Raw genomic sequence first — 19,582 nt, 5'->3', positions numbered from 1 at the left:
CCACGTTGACAACGCCGCGAGCCTATCGCTCGACATCCGGCAGCCGTGCGGCCGAGGCAGCGGCGGCGAGGGCCATCAGCGACAGGGCCACCAGCAGCCAGTCGGTGCCCAGCCACTGCGCCAACAGCCCGGTCGCACCGCCCACCAGCAGCATCATGGCGCCAGTGAGCGTATTGGACAGTGCCACGTAGAGCGCCCGCCGGTCCTGTCCCGCCATGTCGACCAGGTAGGTCTTGCGGCCCAGGCGCACGCCGGCATGGACGATGACGAGCAGGGCATAGACGAGGGCGTAGGGCCATACCGTCTGCGTCCACTCGCCCGGCAGCCAGGCGATACCGGCACCGAGCAGGCAGCAGATCGCGGCTCCCAGGCCGGTGTCGCGCAGCACGGTGCGGCTGGAGGCGTCGGCGCGCTTGCCCCAGGCCGGGTTGGCCAGCATGCCCGCCACCCCCGATACCACGACCAGCACGCCCAGGCCGCCCAGCTCGGTGCCGCTCTGCTGCTGGCCGAGCAGGGCGACGTAGGGTAGCGCCAGGGCGCTGGCCAGCAGCAGCGAGCGCGACAGGTTGAAGTGCAGGAAATCGCGATCGTCACGCAGCAGGCGCAGCCCCAGCTTGATGCTGTTCCAGGCGTTCTCGCCCCCCTCCACCGCGCCGGGCTCCTCCGCGATGCGTGCCGCGCACGCGGCGTTGAGCAGCCAGCCCAGGGCGGCGACGCCCAGCAGCGCCGCGAGGGCCAGCTCGCCGGGGCGATCCTCGAACAGCATCAGGGCGCCGCCGGCGGCCAGGGTCACGGCGCCGGCGATGCTGCCGCTCCAGCCCATCAGATTGCCGCGTCGGCCCTTGGCGATGGTCTTGCCCAGCACATCCTTGGTGGCGATGGAGGAGAGCCCTCGGGCCAGCGACAGGACGATCAGCGTGGCCAGCACCAGGGTGCCGCCCAGGCCGCCCTGGCCATACAGGGCGAGCAGGGCGAGAGCCGCGGCGGCCAGCGCCTGGACGCCGCCGCCGACCACCCACGCCCACTTGCGCTGTGGCTCGAGGCGGATGAGGCCGGCGACGAACAGCTGCGGCAGCAGCGCGCCCGACTCGCGAATCGGTACCAGCAGCCCGACCATCCACAGCGGAGCGCCGATGACCCCGAGCAGCCAGGGCAGTACCAACCTGGCGCTGGAGAGTTCGTCGGCCAGCTTGTTGCCCAGGGCGGCGAACAGGTGCAGGAAGAAGTTGTGCGGTTGCTCGCGGCACGCTGCGTCGGGGATGTCCTGGCACATGCGGCTGTCGTCGTCGCCCGTCAACCACTCGTAGAGACGCGACTGGCTGATCTCGCGTTCGGCCATCCAGGCTCCTTGGCTGCTATCATCTCCATTCCATTGTTGCGACAGGGTGTCCGTATGTCACGCATTCGCATTCATTACTGCACCCAGTGCCAGTGGCTGCTGCGCAGCGCCTGGCTGGCCCAGGAGCTGCTTTCCACCTTCGGCGAGGAGCTGGAGGAGGTGGCGCTGGTACCCTCCCACGGGGGCTACTTCGAGATCTTCTACGACGACGAGTCGCTGTGGGAGCGCAAGCGCGACGGCGGCTTTCCCGACAGCAAGCAGCTCAAGCAGCGGGTGCGCGACCGGCTCGATCCCGAGCGGGATCTGGGGCACATCGACCGATGAGGGCGGCGATGACGAGTGCGGATATCCTGAGCCAGGATCGCGGGGCGATGCTCTTCGGGCTGGGGGCGGTGGCGCTGTGGTCGACCGTCGCCACCGCCTTCAAGGTGGCCCTGGCCTACATGTCGCCGCTGGAGCTGATGTGGCTGGCGTCGCTGGTGTCGTGGCTGCTGATGGGGGGGCTGGTGGTGCGCCAGGGGCTGCTCGGCGAGGCGTTGCGGCATGGCTGGCGCACCGCGGCCTGGGCCGGCTTGATGAACCCGGTGGCCTACTATCTGGTGCTGTTCGGCGCCTACGACCGCCTGCCGGGGCAGGAGGCCATGGCGCTCAACTACACCTGGGCGCTGGCCATGGCCTTTCTCGCGGTGCCTATCCTGGGGCAACGGCTCACGCGCATCGACGTGCTGGCGGGGCTGGTCGCCTACTCGGGCGTGTGGGTGATCGCCACTCGGGGGCAGGTGCTGAATGTCGCCTTTGCCGACCCCTTGGGGGTTGGGCTGGCGCTGGCTTCCACCCTACTGTGGGCGCTCTACTGGCTGCTCAACGTGCGCGACGCCCGCCCGCCGCTGGTGGCCCAGTGGCAAAACTTCGGTGTCGGCCTGCCGGTGCTCACGCTGCTGATGCTGCTGGGCCCCGGCTTTTCCTGGCACGGCTGGGCGGCCGTTGGCGCGGGGATCTATGTCGGCCTGTTCGAGATGGGTATCGCCTTCGTGCTGTGGCAGATGGCCGTGCATCGCGTGTCGCGCACGGCCAAGGTCTCCAACCTGATCTTCCTGTCGCCGCCGGTGTCGCTGCTGCTGCTCTATGTGGTGGTCGGCGAGCCGATCCTCGTCTCCACCCTGGTCGGGCTGGTGCTGATCCTCGGCGGGCTCGGCCTGCAGCAGTGGCAGAAGGCGCCGGCGGTGGCTCAGGAGAGCAGCTGATACTCGAAGAGGAGCTGCTTGAAGCCCTGGCGCCAATGGACGAAACAGGCCGTGAATGGACCATTGGCCAGATGTCACTCCCGTGCGGCTTCGGCCAGCTCCGCGCCGTTGCCCTCCAGCAGTGGCGCCAGTGCCGGCCACACGTTGTCGAGGATGATCGGTTGGGCCTCGCGGGTGGGATGAATGCCGTCGTCCTGCATCATGCCTTCCTCGAGCGCTACTCCTTCGAGCAGGAAGGGCACCAGCGGTGTATCGTAGTTATCGGCCAGGCGGGCGAATACATCGGTGAAGGCGCGGCGGTAAGCCGGCCCGTAGTTGGGCGGGATGTCGATGCCGAGCAGCAGGACTTCGGCTCCGGCGTCCTGGCTGGCCTCGATCATGCCGGCCAGGTTGGCCTCGAGCTGGCTGGGCGGCAGGCCGCGCAGGCCGTCGTTGCCGCCCAGCTCGAGCAGAACGATGTCCGGTTGGTGCTGTCCGATTAGCTCGGGGAGCCGGCTGGCGCCCCCGCTGCTCGTTTCACCGCTGATGCTGGCATTGACCACACGGGCGCGTCCGTCGAGCCGCGTTTCGAGCAGGCTGACCCAGCCTGTTTCCCGTTCGATGCCATAGGCGGTACTCAGGCTGTCGCCCATGACCAGCACGACCGGCCTCTCGGCGGCCAGGGCCGCGGCGGTCGCCAGCCACAGGACGACCAGCATGCCGGCCATGCCGATGGCTGAGCGCCAGCGGGCGTGGTGGGTGCGACGCTCTCTTACCAGACGACTGGGGAAATCCTTCACCATGACCGACTCCTCGACTTCCGATGCGGTTACGCTTGCCCCCGCTGCCGGGCGCGACATCCAACCGATTCTACACGCTCGGCAGCTGGGCAAGCAGGTCGTGAGCGGCGAGCGGCGGCTCACCATTCTGAGTGGCTTGACGCTCGAAGTGTTCCCCGGCGAGAGCGTGGCGATCCTCGGGCAGAGCGGAGCGGGCAAGTCGACCCTGCTCGGCCTGTTGGCGGGGCTGGACGAGCCGAGCGGCGGCGAGCTCGAGCTGTTTGGTGAGACACTGGGCAAGCTCGACGAGGACGGACGTGCCCGGCTGCGCGCCGGCCGGGTCGGTTTCGTGTTCCAGAACTTCCAGCTGCTGCCGACCCTCACGGCGCTGGAGAACGTGCTGCTTCCCCTCGAGCTTTCGCCGCTGCCCGATGCCTCGGCGCGGGCGCGCGACTGGCTGACCCGGGTGGGGCTCGGCGAACGCCTGGATCACCTGCCCAAGCAGCTTTCCGGCGGCGAGCAGCAGCGCGTGGCGCTGGCGCGGGCCTTCGTCACCGGCGCCGAACTGGTCTTTGCCGACGAGCCCACCGGCAACCTGGACCAGGCCACCGGGGGGCGCATCATCGAGCTGCTGTTCCAGCTAAACCGCGAGGCCGGGACCACCCTGGTACTGGTGACTCACGATCATGCCCTGGCGGCGCGCTGCGACCGCTGCCTGCGCCTGGAGGAGGGGCGGCTGGTCGAACTCGTACGCGACGAGGTGGGCGCATGAGCCGGCGCTCATCCCGCCCGGCCGGCGCCAATCTGCTGCGACTCTCCGCCCGCGGGCTGCTGCGCGACCTGCGTGCCAGCGACGTGCGCGCCCTGTTCGTCGCCCTGGCCCTGGCCGTGGCGGCTTCCACCATGATCGGCTTCTTCCTCGACCGCCTGGACCGCGGCCTGACCCGTCAGGCCGGCCAACTGCTCGGCGGCGACCTGGTGCTGGAGCAGGGCCGACCCTTCGACGACGCGTTGCGTCGCTCGCTGAAAGAGGCCGGGATGACGCTGAGCGATCAGGTCGACCTGGTGACCATGGTCAGCCTCGGCGACGCTTTCCAGCCGGCCAGCCTCAAGGCGGTCGACGGCGTCTACCCTCACTACGGACAGCTCCATGTCGACCGCGGCGCCGGCATCGACACCGTGGACCACGGCCCCGCCCCCGGCGAGGCCTGGCTGGCCCCGCGCCTGGCGCTGCTGCTCGAGGCCGAGCTTGGCGATCGCATCCAGGTGGGCGAGGGCGAGCTGACGGTGACCGGCCTGGTCGAACGTGAGCCGGATCAGTCCGCCGGCTTCGGCAGCTTCAACCCGCGCCTGATGGTGCATGTCGACGACCTCGACGCCACCAACCTGGTACAGCCCGGTGCTCGGGTGGAGTTCGAGCTGCTCGCCGCCGGCCCGCCCCAGGCGCTGGAGCGACTGGCGCCGCTGCTCGAGCGGCTGCGCCGCGACGGGGTCGAGGTGCGTGACGTGCGCCGCGACCGCCCGGGGCTCGGCAACGCCCTGGAGCGGGCCGAGAAATACCTGAGCCTGGCCGGTCTCGCCGCCGTGCTGCTGGCCGGCGTGGCGGTGGCGATGGCAACCCGACGCTATGTCGAGCGACATCTCGACACCGCGGCGCTGCTGCGCTGCTTCGGTGCCACCCAGCGTGACCTGACCTGGCTGTTTGCCCTGCAGCTGCTGTGGCTGGCACTGGCGGCGTCGGTCCTGGGTGCGCTGCTGGGCCTGGCCGGGCAGGCCGTGCTGCTGGCTCTGCTGACCACTTTCCTGCCGCTCAGCCTGCCGCCGCCGGGCTGGCTGCCGCTGTGGCTCGGCGTGTTGACGGCGCTGGCGGTGCTGGTCGGCTTCGCCGGGCCGACCCTGCTGCGACTCAAGCGCGTCAGTGCGCTCAAGGTGCTGCGCCGCGAGCTCGATCCGCTGCCGGCCGCGGCCTGGCTGGTCGTGCTGGTGGCCAGCCTGGTCTTCGGCGGCCTGCTGTGGCTCTATTCCGGCGACTTCGGCCTGGCGGCCGCGTTGCTGTTGGGCGGTCTGGTCATGCTGGTGGTGCTGTGGGGCCTGGGCTCGCTGCTGCTCGGCCTGGTGCTGCGGCTCGCGGATCGCCTGCCCCAGGGCGGCGGCCAGGGCGAGCTGTCCCAGGCCGTGCGCCTGGGGGGGCGCCAGCTGGCCAGGCGGCGAGCCGCCAGCCTGGGACAACTGCTCGCCTTTGCGGTGACCTTCTTCGCCATGGCGATGATAGCCCTGGTGCGCGGCGACCTGCTCTCCACCTGGCAGGCCCAGCTCCCCGAGGACACGCCCAACTACTTCGCCATCAACATCCAGCCCGGCGAGCGCGAGGCGTTCGTCGACGCCCTCGAGGCCAATGCCGACGACCGCACGGCGCTCTATCCCATGGTGCGCGGGCGTCTCACCGCGATCAACGGCGAGCCGGCACGCGAAGCCGTGCCGGTGGAGTCGCGCGGCGACGGCTCGCTGCGCCGTGAACTCAACCTCACCTGGCAGGCCGAGCTGCCGGAGGGCAACCGGGTGGTGGCCGGGCGCTGGTTCGACGAACTGGAGAGCGCACCGGCGGGGGACGGCTGGCTCGGGGCGGTGGATGCCGAGCCCCGGGAGGTCACGGTGCCGATCTCGCTCGAGGACGGCCTGGCCGAACGCCTGGGGCTGGCGCTCGGCGACCGGATGACGTTCACCATCGGTGGCGAGGAGATCGTCGGGGAGGTGGCGAGTCTGCGCAACCTGGACTGGGACAGCTTCCGTCCCAACTTCTTCGTCATCTTCCCCCCCGGGGTGCTGGAGCGCTTCGGCCACAGTTTCATCACCGCCTTTCACCTCGAGGCGGGGCAGGGCGAGACGCTGCGCCGACTGGTACAGGGCTTCCCGGGTGTCTCGCTGCTCAACATCGATGCGATCCTGGCCCAGGTACGCGAGGTGGTGACCCAGGTCACCCGCGCGGTGGAGCTGGTGCTGGCCTTCGTGCTGCTGGCCGGGGTGAGCGTGCTCTACGCGGCGCTGACCGCGAGCCGCCCGGCCCGGGCGCACGAGAGCGGCCTGCTGCGGGTGTTCGGCGCCGGTGGGGGGCTCATCTCCCGCGTGCAGGGGGCCGAGTTCGCCATCCTCGGCCTGGCCAGCGGCCTGATGGGCGCGCTGCTGGCCGAGCTGGCCACCGCCGGCATCTACGTGGCCTGGCTCGACCTGGCGCCGCGGCTGCACCCGTGGCTGTGGTTGGTGCTGCCGCTGGGCGGCGCTCTGCTGATAGGCGCCATCGGCCACGCTCTGTCGCGCGGTCTGCGCCGGCAGGCGCCGGCGGCGAGTCTCGGTCTGCTGGGAGAGGCTTGACTCCCCGCGGTCCGGTACTGCGTTGATTGTTCGCGGCCAGCGCTGACGGCGGGGCCGCGGTCGCCGCCCATTACGGTTACACTGTGTCAGCGTGGCGCCGATGGACATTGCCACCCAGCCCCTCACCGCCATCCACAGGAGATAAAGTCGATGCAAGCCCTTCGTCCCCCGGCGACTCGCCTGGGCCAGATGCTGGCCTTCGCCACGCTCATGGGTGCCTGCGGCATCGCAGCCGCGGATGCCGAGCGGCTAGAGGCCGACCTGCGGGCGCTGTTCGGCGGGGGCGGCAGCCTCTCGCTGGGTGAGGTCTCGAGCGGGATGTTGCGCTCGCGGACCACGGCCGAGGAGATCGTCTTCGAGACCGAAGAGGGCGAGCGCCTGTTGATCGACCGCTACATCGTCAGCGGCGACTACGATGCGCCCGACGAGGTGACGCTGGAAGGCTTTCGCATCGAGGACAGCCTGACCGAGCTGACGCTGATGAGCGCGGAGCGAATCGTCATGGGTGAGCCCTCGCGCGCCGTGATCCCGCTGCATGCGGGGCTGGACCCCGAGGAGGTACGCCTCGGCAGCCTGGCCATCGACGGCATCGTGCTCGAACTGGCCTCGGAGCTGGCCGGGGAGCTCTTTCCCGACACCCCCCTGCAGCGCGGCCAGGGGCGCATGACCATCGAACGGGTGCGTGGCGAGTCGCTGACCCACGACGCCATCGGCATGCTCGAGATCACCGGCGTGGCGGGGGCGGCGGAAGACCTGGACGAGATCGGCTCGGGCTCCTTCACTCTGGCCTCGCTGCGTCTCGAGGAGCTGACCGGGCTCGATACCGAAGGCGAGGAAACGCTGGCGTCGTTGCTGTTGCGCGACCTCGACGTGGAGGCCAGCGAGCTGGTCGGCAGCCTGGCCCTGCTCGACGTCGACGGCGATTTCGACGATGGCAAGGGCGGCGTGCGCCTCGAAGGCCTGCATCTCGATCTGGCGCGCATGATCGAGCTGGCGCCCGAGGAGGAGCGCACCCAGCTGCGCATGGCCAGCAACGTGCTGACCGACGGCAGCGGCGAACTGCGGCTCGACGCCGCTTTTCTCGGCAGCTGGCAGGAGAAGGGCGAGCACAGCGTGCTGGTCAGCGACAGCCAGGTCGACGTCCAGGATGCGCTGCGCCTGCTGTTCGACATCAATCTGCCGGTGCGGCTGCCGCCGGGAATCACGCCGGCCGATGCCTTTGCCGACACCGATTGGCTCGAGCGCGCGACCCTGCTGGGTGGCGACATGCGCCTGAACCTGGCCGACAAGGGGCTGTTCGCCCGCCTGGCGACCCTGGGCGCGGCGATGGAGGGAGTTACCGAGGCGCAGTACGTCGAGCAGGCGCGCACCCAGGCCCAGGGTCTCGGCATGATGTTCGGCCCGGAAGCGCAGGCGGTCCTGCTGGGGCTGGTCGAGCTGCTTGAGGGTAGCGCCGAGGAGCTTGAAGTGCGGGTGAAGCTGCCCGCCGAGAGCACCGTGAACAGCTACCAGACCGATCCGCTGGGGGTGGCGGAGAAGCTCAACATAAAAGTCGAGACACGCTAAACCCCGCATGAGAATTTCTGCACCGCTCCATGACGGCCTTTCATGTGAAAGCCGTCATGGGCTGGGGTATCATGGCGCATCCCGATTTCCCCGTGATGCGAGGTTTCCCGCCGATGTTCAGCCGTGACATGACGATTGCCGGTTTCGATGATGCCCTGTTCGATGCGATGCAGAAGGAGGTCGCTCGCCAGGAGGCGCACATCGAGCTGATCGCTTCCGAGAACTATGCCAGCCCCCGCGTTCTCGAGGCCCAGGGCAGCCAGCTGACCAACAAGTACGCGGAAGGCTATCCCGGCAAGCGCTACTACGGCGGCTGTGAATATGTCGACATCGTCGAGCAGTTGGCCATCGACTACGCCAAGCAGCTGTTCGGCGCCAGCTATGCCAACGTCCAGCCGCACTCCGGCTCCCAGGCCAACAGCGCCGTGTTCCAGGCGCTGGTCAAGCCGGGCGACACGGTGCTGGGCATGAGCCTCGATGCCGGCGGCCACCTCACCCACGGCGCCAAGCCGAATTTCTCCGGCAAGCACTACAACGCGGTGCAGTACGGCATCGACGACAGCGGCCGCATCGACTACGAGGAAGTCGCGCGTCTCGCCCAGGAGCACCAGCCGAAAATGATCATTGCCGGCTTCTCCGCCTACTCCCAGATCATCGACTGGGCCCGATTCCGTGAGATCGCCGACGCGGTGGGCGCCTACCTGCTGGTCGACATGGCGCACATCGCCGGCCTGGTCGCCGCCGGGGTCTACCCGAGCCCGCTGCCCCACGCCCACGTGGTGACCACCACCACCCACAAGACCCTGCGCGGCCCGCGCGGCGGCCTGATCCTCTCCAGCGAGGGCGACGCCGAGATCGAGAAGAAGCTGCAGTCCGCCGTCTTCCCCGGCGGCCAGGGCGGCCCGCTCGAGCACGTCATCGCCGCCAAGGCAGTGTGCTTCAAGGAGGCCATGGCGCCCGAGTTCAAGTCCTACCAGCAGCAGGTGGTGAAGAACGCTCAGACCATGGCCGGGGTGTTCATCGAGCGCGGCTACGACGTGGTCTCCGGCGGCACCGAGGATCACCTCTTCCTGCTTTCGCTGATCAAGCAGGGGCTGACCGGCAAGGACGCGGACGCCGCCCTGGGCCGCGCCCACATCACCGTCAACAAGAACGCCGTGCCTGGCGATCCGCAGAGCCCGTTCGTTACCTCCGGCCTGCGCATCGGGACGCCGGCGGTGACCACTCGCGGCTTCGGCGAGAACGAATGCCGCGAGCTGGCCGGCTGGATCTGCGACATCCTCGACACCATGGCCAAGGGTGACGATAGCGCCGGTGTCGAAGCCGAGGTGAAAGGCAAGGTCGAGGCCGTCTGCGCCCAGTTCCCCGTCTATCGCTGAATACCCTGCGATAACGCATCCCGACGCCTCGTGCCGGTGACGGCACGAGGCGTCGTCGTTTCTGGGGGAAGCGGGGCCGATGCCTTCGTTGCTCAGCCAAAAGACTTAGCGTCATCAACTCCTTGAGTTCATTTTCCTGCACGGCTGATGGTGCCGTGCGCGTGGCGTGCTACCGTGATTGAAACGGTGTGTTTCTTTCCGTAATGAAGGTTGGGTGGCGTCTCTCCCATACGGTGACCTGCAATGGTCCGGATACCTCAAGCCTCGGAACTTCACCATGCCCTGCAGGCCTGTCGGGGTTCCTTTGCCTCGGTGGGGCTCTTCAGCCTCTTCGTCAATCTGCTGATGCTGGTACCGGCCATCTACATGCTGCAGGTATACGACCGCGTGTTGACCACCCTGAGCGGCGAGACCCTGCTGATGCTTACCTTGGTGGTGGTTTTCCTGTTCCTCATCATGGGGCTGCTCGAGCTGGTGCGCTATCGCATCCTGGTGCGTATCGGCAATCGCCTGGATCTTCAGCTCAGCGGGAGGCTGTGCCAGGCCATGTTTCGACACAGCCTGCTGACGGGAAGCCGGCAGTCGGCCCAGCCGCTCACCGACCTGGCTACCCTGCGCCAGTTCCTGGCCGGCAATGGGCTGCTGGTGTTCTTCGATGCCCCTTGGGTACCGGTCTACCTGGCAGTGCTTTTCTTCTTCCACCCCTGGTTGGGGCTGTTCGCCACGGGGGCCGGCCTGGTGCTGCTGGCGCTGACCGCGGTGGGGGAGAAGATGACCCAGCCGCTGCTGAGCGGGGCTGCCATCGAACAGATCAAGGCGAACGAACTGGTCGACGCCAACCTGCGCAACGCTGAGGCACTGCACGCCATGGGCATGCTGCCGGGCATTCTGGCGCGCTGGTCGCAGCGACACCGGCGCTACCTGGCGGGGCAATCCCAGGCCAGCGATCGCGGCGAGGCACTGGCCAGCAGTGCACGGGTGCTGCGCCTGCTGGCCCAATCCCTGATCCTGGGACTGGGCGCCTGGCTGGTGCTGCGGGAAGAACTGACGCCGGGGATGATGATCGCCGGCTCCATCGTGATGGGGCGAGCGCTGGCCCCCATCGACCGAATGATCGGCACCTGGAGGGGCTTCATTTCCGCGCGTGGCGCCTACCACCGTCTCGAGGAACTACTGCTCAAGGTACCGGTGGAGCCCGAGCGGATGCCCTTGCCACGGCCAAGCGGCCGTCTGTGTCTGGAGAACGTGACTGCGAGCGTGCCGGGCGGCCGGATTCCGGTGCTGAGCAACGTCCATTTCGAGCTGGCGCCCGGCGAGCATCTCGGCATCATCGGGCCGAGTGCCGCCGGCAAATCCTCCCTGGCTCGGGTCATGCTGGGCATCTGGCCCGTGTCGGCCGGGACGGTGCGTCTCGACGGAGCCGACATTGCCAGCTGGCAACGTGACGCCCTGGGCCCGTGCATCGGCTACCTGCCCCAGGACATCGAGCTGTTCGATGGCACCATCGCCGAGAACATTGCCCGCTTCGGCGAGGTCGACTCGCTCCGGGTCGTGGCAGCGGCGCGCAAGGCGGGCGTGCACGAGATGATCCTGGCCCTTCCCGATGGCTACGACACCCTCATCGCTTCCGGCAGCGGCCTTTCGGGGGGGCAGCGTCAGCGCCTTGCCCTGGCGCGCGCGCTCTATGGCGATCCCGTGCTGGTGGTGTTGGACGAGCCGAATGCCAACCTCGACGACCGCGGCGAGCGAGCCCTGGCGGCGGCGATGTCGGCGCTCAAGCAGGAGGGCGTCACCCTCTGCGTGATCAGCCACCGCATCAGCGTGCTGAAGGGAATGGACCGGCTGCTGCTGTTGCGCGACGGCGAGATGCAGCGCTTCGGCCGGCGGGAAGAGGTGATGGCAAGCCTGACCATTAAGCCGGTGCCCAGCGCGGCCGCCGAGGCGCAGGCGCGCCAGGCGGCCGCGCCACCACCCGTGGAGGGGCGAAGATGACGACGACCCGAGACGACCAGCCATGCGTGGGGGCAGGCTCGGCGCCGGCATCGGTCCCGCACGTTCCCCTCGACGAGCGCCGCTATCACCGCCTTGGCCTGCTGGTGCTGCTGCTGGGGCTGGGGGGCTTTGGAGGCTGGGCCTTTACCGCGGAACTCTCCGTCTCGGTGGTGGCGCCGGGGTACGTGGCGGCGGAGTCCTACCGGCGCACGGTGCAGCATCTCGAGGGCGGTATCGTGCGGGAGATTCTGGTAGAGGATGGCGACAGCGTGACGGCTGGCCAGCCCCTGGTCGTGCTCGACGATACCCAGGCCCGAAGTCAGCTGCAGATCATGCGTTCGCAGTATCTCATTCACCGGGCCACTGAGCTGCGTCTGCTGGCCGAACAGCAGGGCAGTGCAACGCTGTCGATCCCCGAGGAGCTGACAACGAGCGACCTGCCGAGGGTTCAGGAGGTGCTGGCCCTGCAACAGGCACTGTTCGTCGCGCGGCGTGAATCCCATCGCGGTGCGCTGGAGGCCTTGGACGAGCAGGTCATACAGCTGAGACGCCAGATCGAAGGACTGGAGGAGGCGGTGCGGCTGGGAGAGCGTCACCTGGCCTCGCTGAGCGCCGAGGAGAATGACCTGCGCGGACTCTATTCCAAGGGGCTCGTCGATAACCTGCGTCTGCGGGAGGTCGAGCGCGACCTGCTGCAACTCGAAGGCGAGGTGGCCGGCCGGCGTGCCGAGATCGGTCGGCTGGGCTCCCAACTGAGCGAGAACCGCATGCTGCGCGAGGTTCGAATTCAGGAATTCCACAAGGAAGTAGGCGAGCAACTGCGCGACGTTCAGGCGCGGGTCTCGGAAGCCGAGGAGCGCATCATCTCGCTGTCGGATCAGGTTCTGCGAACCACGATAAAGGCGCCCGTCGCCGGTACGGTGGTGGAACGCCGCGTGCATTCCATCGGCGATGTGGTTCGTCCGGGCGATTCGCTGCTCGACCTGGTACCGGCGGGCGATGGCTTCATCATCGAAGCTCGCGTGCCCGGGCGCGATGTCGACCGGCTGTATCCGGGGCAAGCGGCCGAGATCCGCTTTACCGCCTTCAACCAGCGCCAGACCCATTCGAGCCTGGCAGAAGTCGTCTATGTCAGTGCCGACAGCCAGACCGACGAGGCGACCGGTGCGCGGTTCTATCGGGTTCGGCTGAGAGTGTCCGACACGGGGCGGCAGGCCCTGGACGGCCACATGCAGCTGCTGGCGGGGATGCCGGCGGAAGTCATGATCCGCACCGGTGAGCGTACCTTCGCCAGCTATCTGCTCAAGCCGCTGACCGACATGTTTGCCCGGTCGGTGCGCGAGGCGTGACGCGCCCGGCGCTCAGGCGAGAAAGATGTCGTCGTCAAGCTGGAAGTCGTTGTACCAAATCTCCTTGGCCTCGGCGTTGCGGGCGAACAGAAAGAACTTGTCGCCGGTAGCTTCACCGACGGCGTGCACGGGGGTCTGAGGGTCGGTCATGTTCTCGTCGTTGCTGCCGCTGGTCAGGATTCGCGTGCCGGAAGCGGCGGTGTCGAAGGATAGCTCGGCGACCTGTGAAACCTTGAAATGAATGTCACCATACGGGCTCACGGCGTTCTCCTGGTAGAAGATGTAGATGAAGTCGTTGTCTTCGTCATAGGCCAGGGTCGGCCGGCTGGCCTTGTGGGAGGCGGCATGCACCAGTACCGGCTCCTCCCAGGCGCCGGGCAGGCCCTTGACCAGCCAGATCGCATCCCTGTCGTCTTTCATGGTCATGACGATGGCGCTGCCGGTCCATACCGCGGCAAGATGATCATCCAGGGCCACGCGGTCGGTGATCTGCTCGATGGTCCAGCCGTCGGCGTAGTCACTGGGCGTCGCGGAGGTTGGCTGGGAGGCGAACTTCCAGGCGTTGGCGGTGCTGTCGCCGTAGACGAGGCCGACATGGTCGACGCCGTTCAACTGGAAGGACACGAAGTCGACCTTGTTGTCGCCGTTGCTGGCCGAGACGGTGGTGGGGCCGTTATCGATATCGACCACGCTCCAGGCCGAGAGGTCGCTCGAGGTCGGGTAGGCCAGCTTCAAGCCCTGTTCGCCGCCCGCTTCGGAAGGGCCGATGATGGCCACCAGCGGGTTGCCGTTCTGGTCCATTCCCAATGCCATGTCGGGGTTGCGCTGCCATTCCACTCCCGACAGCTTGCCGCCCGAACCGGCCAGCTTGATATCCGCCGACACGACGAACGACTGGGCCTGGGCGTCATAGGCCATGGCATAGAGGTGCGGCGTCGATTCGGTGGGTCCGAAATTGAGCACGTACAGCGTATCGGTCGCGTCATGCCAGGCGATGTCGGCTCGGCGGCCGCTGGTCATCATGGTCGGGCTCGCCACCGACCACCCGCCCATCGTGCCGGGTTCGGGCAGGGTGCCGTCGAAGCGATACACGTGCCAGCCGCTCTGCTCCGGCAACACGGCCCACCAGGTACCGGCATGAAAGAAACTCTTGTTGGCATTGGTGTGCTCGAAATTGCGTCGGTGGTCTGTGCCGAATTCGGTCGCAATGTAGGAGGTTTCCAGCGGAATGGGCGGGGGCATGCCGGATTCGACGGAGACGATGACCGTGGCTGAACCGCTCTGGAGGCTCCCGTCCGAGGCGCGGTAGGTGAAGCTATCGCTGCCGATGAAACCCTGGTTCGGCGAGTAGGTGAGGGTGCCGCTGGGGTTCAGCGTGACGGTACCGTGGGTCGGCTGGGTGAAGCTGCCGACCGTCAACGGATCCCCGTCGGGGTCGCTGTCGTTGGCCAGCACGGCGATCTCGACCGCCGCGTTCTCGCTGGTCGTGGCGTTGTCGTCATTAGCCACCGGCGGGTGATTGTCGGGTTCGCTGCCGTCGGTGGTGTACTCGACGACCAGTCGCGGTGGCGTGCTGCCCTCCGCCGAATGGAAGTCCCAGCCGTCGGGGCCCACCGGGAGGAAGGCCCAGCCGTAGTTGGGCGTGCCGTCGGCCCAGGCCTGCAGGCTGGCGGTGACGTCGAGCCGGGTAGTGCCGACAGGTACATAGCCGGTGACCAGGTCGGCGCTGGCATGGGCCTCCACGCCGTCGGCCTGGAGGCCATCGGTGAAGGTGTTCCAGGTATCGGTATCGTTCCACGGCATCAGCATGCGGTGCAGCCGGGCGCCGTCACCCTTGCCGGTGGTGTTGAGCTCCAGGGTGGCGGTGACGATGGTGGCGCCCAGCGGGATCTGCCCGGATCCGCTGCCGAAGATCTGCTCGAAGCGCAGTAGCGTCTGTACCGCGTTGCCCTTGTCCTCGCTGTCGACGTTGAGCGTGGTCACCCCGGCCCGGCTGGTGGCCTTGGACCCCCCGTGCAGGTAGGTGTCGACGACACCGGCATAGCCGTCGAGGCCCTGCTGGAACTGCAGCGTGCCGGTCACGGGAGGTGGTTCGGCCGGCTCGACCGTGACGGTCACGGTGGCGGGGTCGCTGGCCAGCTCGCCATCCGAGGCACGGTAGGTGAAGACGTCATCGCCGACGAAGCCCGCCGTGGGTGTATAGAGGAGGGTGCCGTCGGGATTCAGCGTGACGCTGCCGTTGGACGGCTGGGTGAAGCTGCCGACCGTCAACGGATCCCCGTTGGGGTCGCTGTCGTTGGCCAGCACGGCGATCTCGACCGCGGCATCTTCGCTGGTCGTGGCGCTGTCGTCGTAGGCCACCGGCGGGTGGTTGTCGGGTTCGCTGCCGTCGGTGGTGTACTCGACGACCAGCCGCGGCGGCGTGCTGCCCTCCGCCGAGTGGAAGTCCCAGCCGTCGGGGCCCGTCGGCAGGAACGCCCAGCCGTGGTTGGGCGCGCCGTCGGCCCAGGCCTGCAGGCTGGCAGTGACATCGAGCCGGGTGGTGCCGGTGGGCACGAAGCCGGTGGTGAGGTCGGCGTTGGCATGGGCCTCGACACCGTCGGCCTGGAGACCGTCGCTGAAGCTGTTCCAGGTATCGGTGTCGTTCCACGGCACCAGCATGCGGTGCAGCCGGGCGCCGTCGCCCTTGCCGCTGGTGTTGAGCTCCAGGGTGGCGGAAACGATGGTGGCACCGAGCGGGATCTGCCCGGCGCCGCTGCCGAAGATCTGCTCGAAGCGCAGCAGCGTCTGCACCGGATTGCCCTTGTCGTCGCTGTCGACGTTGAGGAGGGTGGCGCCGGCCCGGCTGGTGGCCTTGGAGCCGCCGTGGAGATAGGTGTCGACGACCCCCGCATAGCCATCGACGCCTTGCTGGAACTGCAGCGTGGCGGACGCGGGCGGTGGTTCGTTCTCCTCGACCGTGACGCTCAGGGTGGCGGAATCGCTGGCCAGCTCGCCATCCGAGGCGCGATAGGTGAGGCTATCCTCGCCGGTGAAACCGTCATCGGGGGTGTAGGCGAGCATGTCGTCATCGGTGAGGGTGACGCTGCCGTTGGCCGGCTGGGTGAAGCTGTCGACCGTCAGCGGATCCCCGTCGGGGTCGCTGTCGTTGGCCAGCACGGCGATCTCGACCGCCTCCCCCTCCGTTGTCGTGGCGCTGTCGTCGTTGGCCACCGGCGGGCGGTTGTCGGGTTCGCTGCCGTCGGTGGTGTACTCGACGACCAGCCGTGGCGGCGTGCTGCCCTCCGCCGAGTGGAAGTCCCAGCCGTCGGGACCCGTCGACAGGAACGCCCAGCCGTGGTTGGGCGCACCGTCGGCCCAGGCCTGCAGGCTGGCGCTGACGTCGAGCCGGGTGGTGCCGGTGGGCACGAAGCCGGTGGTGAGGTCGGCGCTGGCGCGGGCCTCGACGCCGTCGGCCTGGAGCCCGTCGCTGAAGCTGTTCCAGGTATCGGTGTCGTTCCACGGTATCAGCATGCGGTGCAGTCGGGCGCCATCGCCCTTGCTGGTGGTATGAAGCTCCAGGGTGGCGGAGAGAATGGTGGCGCCCTGCGGGATCTGCCCGGCGCCGCTGCCGAAGATCTGCTCGAAGCGCAGCAGTGTCTGCACCTCGTTGCCCTTGTCGTCGCTGTCGACGTTGAGCGTGGCGGCGCCGGCCCGGCTGGTGGCCTTGGAACCGCCGTGCAGGTAGGTATCGACGGACCCGGCATAACCGTCGAGGCCCTGCTGGAACTGGACGGTGGTGGAGGCTGACTCTGCCTCCTCCACGTTGTCGAGCGTGACCAGGCCGTCCTGCTCCTGCTCTTCCGGTTGAACCGTTGAGCTCATGGCCAATCCTCCCAAGGATCACGTGGGCGTTTGTTTCTGTATGTTAAGTAGTATCGTCGATACGCCTCCACCTCAAAGACGCAACCCCGTGCACCGCAGGAATGCCATGTCGTGGTCTGACGTTTTTCGGTCTGTGCTGCGCCGTACGGACTGCAGCCAAACCTGACCCAGGTCTAGGTTTTGCCTGCATCCTCGGCCCCACCTTCGAGTATGCTGAAAATGTAACGGCCACAGCGAAGGGGCATGGGCAGATGTCGACATTGACGTTCCTGGGGGCGGTGGGGGAAGTCACCGGCTCACGTTATCTGATCGAAGTGGAGGGTGGCGATCGCACCTACCGTCTGCTTCTGGAGTGCGGACTGCACCAGGGCGGCAGGCAGGCGGACGCCGCCAACGCCGTGCCGTTCGGCGCCTTGGCGAAGCAGCTCGATGCGGTGGTGCTCTCGCACGGGCACCTGGACCATGCCGGGCTGTTGCCCAAGCTGGTGCGCGAGGGGTACGACGGCCCGATCCACTGCACCCGTGGCACGCGCGACCTGCTCGACATCATGCTCGAGGATGCCGCCTTCATCATGGCCAAGGACGTCGAATGGGAGAACAAGAGGCGCCAACGCAGCGGCAGGCCGCTGGCCGAGCCGCTCTATGCGCTGGAGGACGTGGAGCGCACGCTGGCATTGTGCAAGTCCCACGGCTACGGTCAGCCCATCGAGCTACCCGGTGGCGTGTCCCTGGTCTTTCATGATGCCGGTCATATCCTGGGCTCGGGGATCGTCGAGCTGGCCGTGCCCTCCGCCGGGCTGACGAAGCGCCTCGTCTTCTCGGGAGACCTGGGCAACCCCAGCTCGGTGCTGATGAAGGATCCCGCCAGGCTGTATGACGCCGATGTGGTCCTGATGGAGAGTACCTACGGCGACCGCGACCATCGGCCTCTCGAAGAGACGCTCGAAGAGTTCGCCCAGGTATTGGAGGAAGCCCATGCCAGCGGTGGCAACGTGCTGATTCCCGCCTTTGCCGTGGGCCGTACCCAGGAGATCCTCTATCACCTGAGCGTGCTCTACCACGAGGGGCGGCTGCGCCAGCAGATGGTGTTTCTCGACAGCCCCATGGCGATCAAGGTCACCGAGCTCTACCACCGCGCACGCAAAAGCCTGGATGCCGAGGACCTCAAGGTGCTCAATATCGCCGCCAGTGGCGATACCAGTCAGTACCTGCCGATCCTGCGCATGACCCGCACGGTGGAGGAGTCGATGGCGATCAATCGCATCCATGGCGGGGCGATCATCATCGCCGGTGCCGGCATGTGTACCGGTGGACGCATCGTTCACCATTTTCGCTACAACCTCGAAAAGGCCAACACCCGGCTCGTGATCGTCGGTTTCCAGGCCGCCGGCACCCTGGGGCGTCAACTCGTCGACGGCGCCGAACGTGTGCGTGTGCTGGGGCAGGAACTGGAGGTGAGGGCAAAGGTGCACACGATCGGCGGTTTCTCCGCCCATGCCGGACAGAGCCAGCTGATCGGCTGGGCCGGCGCCTTCCGGGAGCGCCCTCGCCTCTACCTGGTGCACGGCGAACCGCAAACCCAGCAGGCGTTGAAATCGGCCCTGGCCGAGAGCGGCATCGAAGCCTTCATTCCCGCCTACGGCGAGCGTATCGAACTCTAGCATTTACGCCTGCTGCGCTGACGCGAGGCGCCAGGCTCGGCTCGCGCCTCGCCCCGCTTGCGGTGCTATCGCCGTTGGCTTCAAGGTGGTCGCTTTATATTCAAAAATGATATATCGTTAGAACTTTAGATAAGGTATGCTGCCTCATCTGACATGCAGCGACACCCAACGGAGGTCATGGCCCATGTCCCAACCCATCGTGACCCACTTCTTCGACGAGCCCACCAACACCTTCAGCTACGTGGTCCGGGATCCCGACAGTCGAGCCTGTGCGATCCTCGATTCAGTGCTCGACTTCGACTACGCCGCAGGGCGTACCGATACGCGTTCGGCGGAGGCGATCGTCGCCTTCATCCAGCGCGAGGGGTTGAAAGTCGAGTGGATCCTCGAGACCCACGTTCACGCAGATCATCTCTCAGCTGCTCCCTATCTCCATGGGAAGCTCGGCGGCAAGACCGGTATCGGTGCCAGGATCACCGTGGTCCAGGAGGTCTTCGGCAAGGCCTTCAATGCGGGCACCGAGTTCGCCCGCGACGGCAGCCAGTTCGATCGCCTGTTCGAGGAAGGCGATACCTTCGCCATCGGTAACCTGGAAGGACGAGTGCTGCATACGCCGGGGCATACACCGGCCTGCCTGACCTATGTGATCGGCGATGCGGCCTTCGTAGGCGACACCCTGTTCATGCCCGACTACGGTACGGCGCGCTGCGACTTCCCTGGTGGCGATGCCCGCACCCTTTATCAATCCATCCAGAAGGTGCTGGCGCTGCCGGGCGAAACCCGGCTCTTCCTGTGTCACGACTACAGGGCACCGGAGCGCGAGGCGTACCAGCACGAGACCACCGTCGCCGAGCAGCGTGCCCACAACGTGCACGTTCATGAGGGCATCAGCGAGGAGGAGTTCGTCAGGATGCGCACCGAGCGCGACGCCACCCTCGACATGCCGCGGCTGATCCTGCCGTCGGTGCAGGTCAACATGCGCGCCGGCCATATGCCGCCGCCCGAGGACAACGGCCAAGTCTACCTCAAGGTGCCGATCAACAAGTTCTGAGAGCCATCGC

Annotated in this window: 13 protein-coding genes; 10 read left to right on the top strand and 3 right to left on the bottom strand. The window is 67.5% G+C overall.

The features are described from left to right. Window positions 1-22 precede the first annotated feature (22 nt). A complete protein-coding gene (locus I4484_RS15475; RefSeq protein ID WP_197448129.1) occupies window positions 23-1,339 on the bottom strand; it encodes an MFS transporter in 1,317 nt (438 codons plus the stop codon). 54 nt (window positions 1,340-1,393) lie between these two features. Here I4484_RS15475 and I4484_RS15470 point away from each other — a divergent pair, with 54 nt between their 5' ends. Further along, on the top strand, window positions 1,394-1,663 hold the full coding sequence (locus tag I4484_RS15470; RefSeq protein WP_197448128.1) for a SelT/SelW/SelH family protein: 270 nt from the start codon (window positions 1,394-1,396) through the stop codon (window positions 1,661-1,663). 26 nt (window positions 1,664-1,689) lie between these two features. Next, a complete protein-coding gene (locus I4484_RS15465; protein ID WP_197451073.1) occupies window positions 1,690-2,583 on the top strand; it encodes a DMT family transporter in 894 nt (297 codons plus the stop codon). 74 nt (window positions 2,584-2,657) lie between these two features. Here the strand turns inward: I4484_RS15465 and I4484_RS15460 are convergent, their stop codons facing one another. Next, window positions 2,658-3,290, bottom strand: coding sequence for an arylesterase (locus I4484_RS15460; RefSeq protein WP_234283744.1), 633 nt, complete (start codon window positions 3,288-3,290; stop codon window positions 2,658-2,660). A 73-nt stretch (window positions 3,291-3,363) separates the two neighbouring features. On the opposite strand from I4484_RS15460, the gene I4484_RS15455 reads away from it, so the two are divergent. The 6 genes from I4484_RS15455 to I4484_RS15430 all read left to right on the top strand — a co-directional run bounded on the left by I4484_RS15455 (window position 3,364) and on the right by I4484_RS15430 (window position 12,996). Further along, window positions 3,364-4,113, top strand: coding sequence for an ABC transporter ATP-binding protein (locus I4484_RS15455; RefSeq protein ID WP_197448126.1), 750 nt, complete (start codon window positions 3,364-3,366; stop codon window positions 4,111-4,113). Continuing rightward, window positions 4,110-6,710, top strand: a complete 2,601-nt coding sequence (locus I4484_RS15450; RefSeq protein ID WP_197448125.1) for an ABC transporter permease — start codon at window positions 4,110-4,112, stop codon at window positions 6,708-6,710. The genes I4484_RS15455 and I4484_RS15450 overlap by 4 nt, the downstream gene beginning before the upstream one ends. A 150-nt stretch (window positions 6,711-6,860) precedes the next feature. Beyond that, complete coding sequence (locus I4484_RS15445) at window positions 6,861-8,276, top strand: hypothetical protein (RefSeq protein WP_197448124.1); 1,416 nt, start codon at window positions 6,861-6,863, stop codon at window positions 8,274-8,276. A gap of 113 nt (window positions 8,277-8,389) precedes the next feature. After that, window positions 8,390-9,655 (top strand): serine hydroxymethyltransferase, encoded by a 1,266-nt coding sequence (gene glyA, locus I4484_RS15440; protein ID WP_197451072.1) that lies wholly within the window; start codon window positions 8,390-8,392, stop codon window positions 9,653-9,655. A gap of 243 nt (window positions 9,656-9,898) precedes the next feature. Next, window positions 9,899-11,647, top strand: coding sequence for a type I secretion system permease/ATPase (locus tag I4484_RS15435; RefSeq protein WP_197448123.1), 1,749 nt, complete (start codon window positions 9,899-9,901; stop codon window positions 11,645-11,647). Further along, window positions 11,644-12,996: an HlyD family type I secretion periplasmic adaptor subunit gene (locus I4484_RS15430; RefSeq protein WP_197448122.1), complete on the top strand. Its 1,353-nt coding sequence runs from the start codon at window positions 11,644-11,646 to the stop codon at window positions 12,994-12,996. The genes I4484_RS15435 and I4484_RS15430 overlap by 4 nt, the downstream gene beginning before the upstream one ends. A gap of 12 nt (window positions 12,997-13,008) precedes the next feature. On the opposite strand, the gene I4484_RS15425 is transcribed toward I4484_RS15430, so the two are convergent. Further along, on the bottom strand, window positions 13,009-16,860 hold the full coding sequence (locus I4484_RS15425; protein WP_197448121.1) for an Ig-like domain-containing protein: 3,852 nt from the start codon (window positions 16,858-16,860) through the stop codon (window positions 13,009-13,011). Window positions 16,861-17,111: 251 nt separating this feature from the next. On the opposite strand from I4484_RS15425, the gene I4484_RS15420 reads away from it, so the two are divergent. Beyond that, window positions 17,112-18,521 (top strand): MBL fold metallo-hydrolase RNA specificity domain-containing protein, encoded by a 1,410-nt coding sequence (locus I4484_RS15420; protein WP_197448120.1) that lies wholly within the window; start codon window positions 17,112-17,114, stop codon window positions 18,519-18,521. A gap of 184 nt (window positions 18,522-18,705) precedes the next feature. Further along, a complete protein-coding gene (locus I4484_RS15415) occupies window positions 18,706-19,572 on the top strand; it encodes an MBL fold metallo-hydrolase (protein WP_197448119.1) in 867 nt (288 codons plus the stop codon). The last annotated feature ends 10 nt before the right edge of the window (window positions 19,573-19,582 follow it).

Source organism: Halomonas sp. SS10-MC5, assembly GCF_015992245.1.
Taxonomy (GTDB): Bacteria; Pseudomonadota; Gammaproteobacteria; order Pseudomonadales; family Halomonadaceae; genus Halomonas; species Halomonas sulfidoxydans.
The sequence above is the reverse complement of the archived record's forward strand: the minus strand, read 5'-3'. Positions and strand labels throughout refer to the sequence as shown.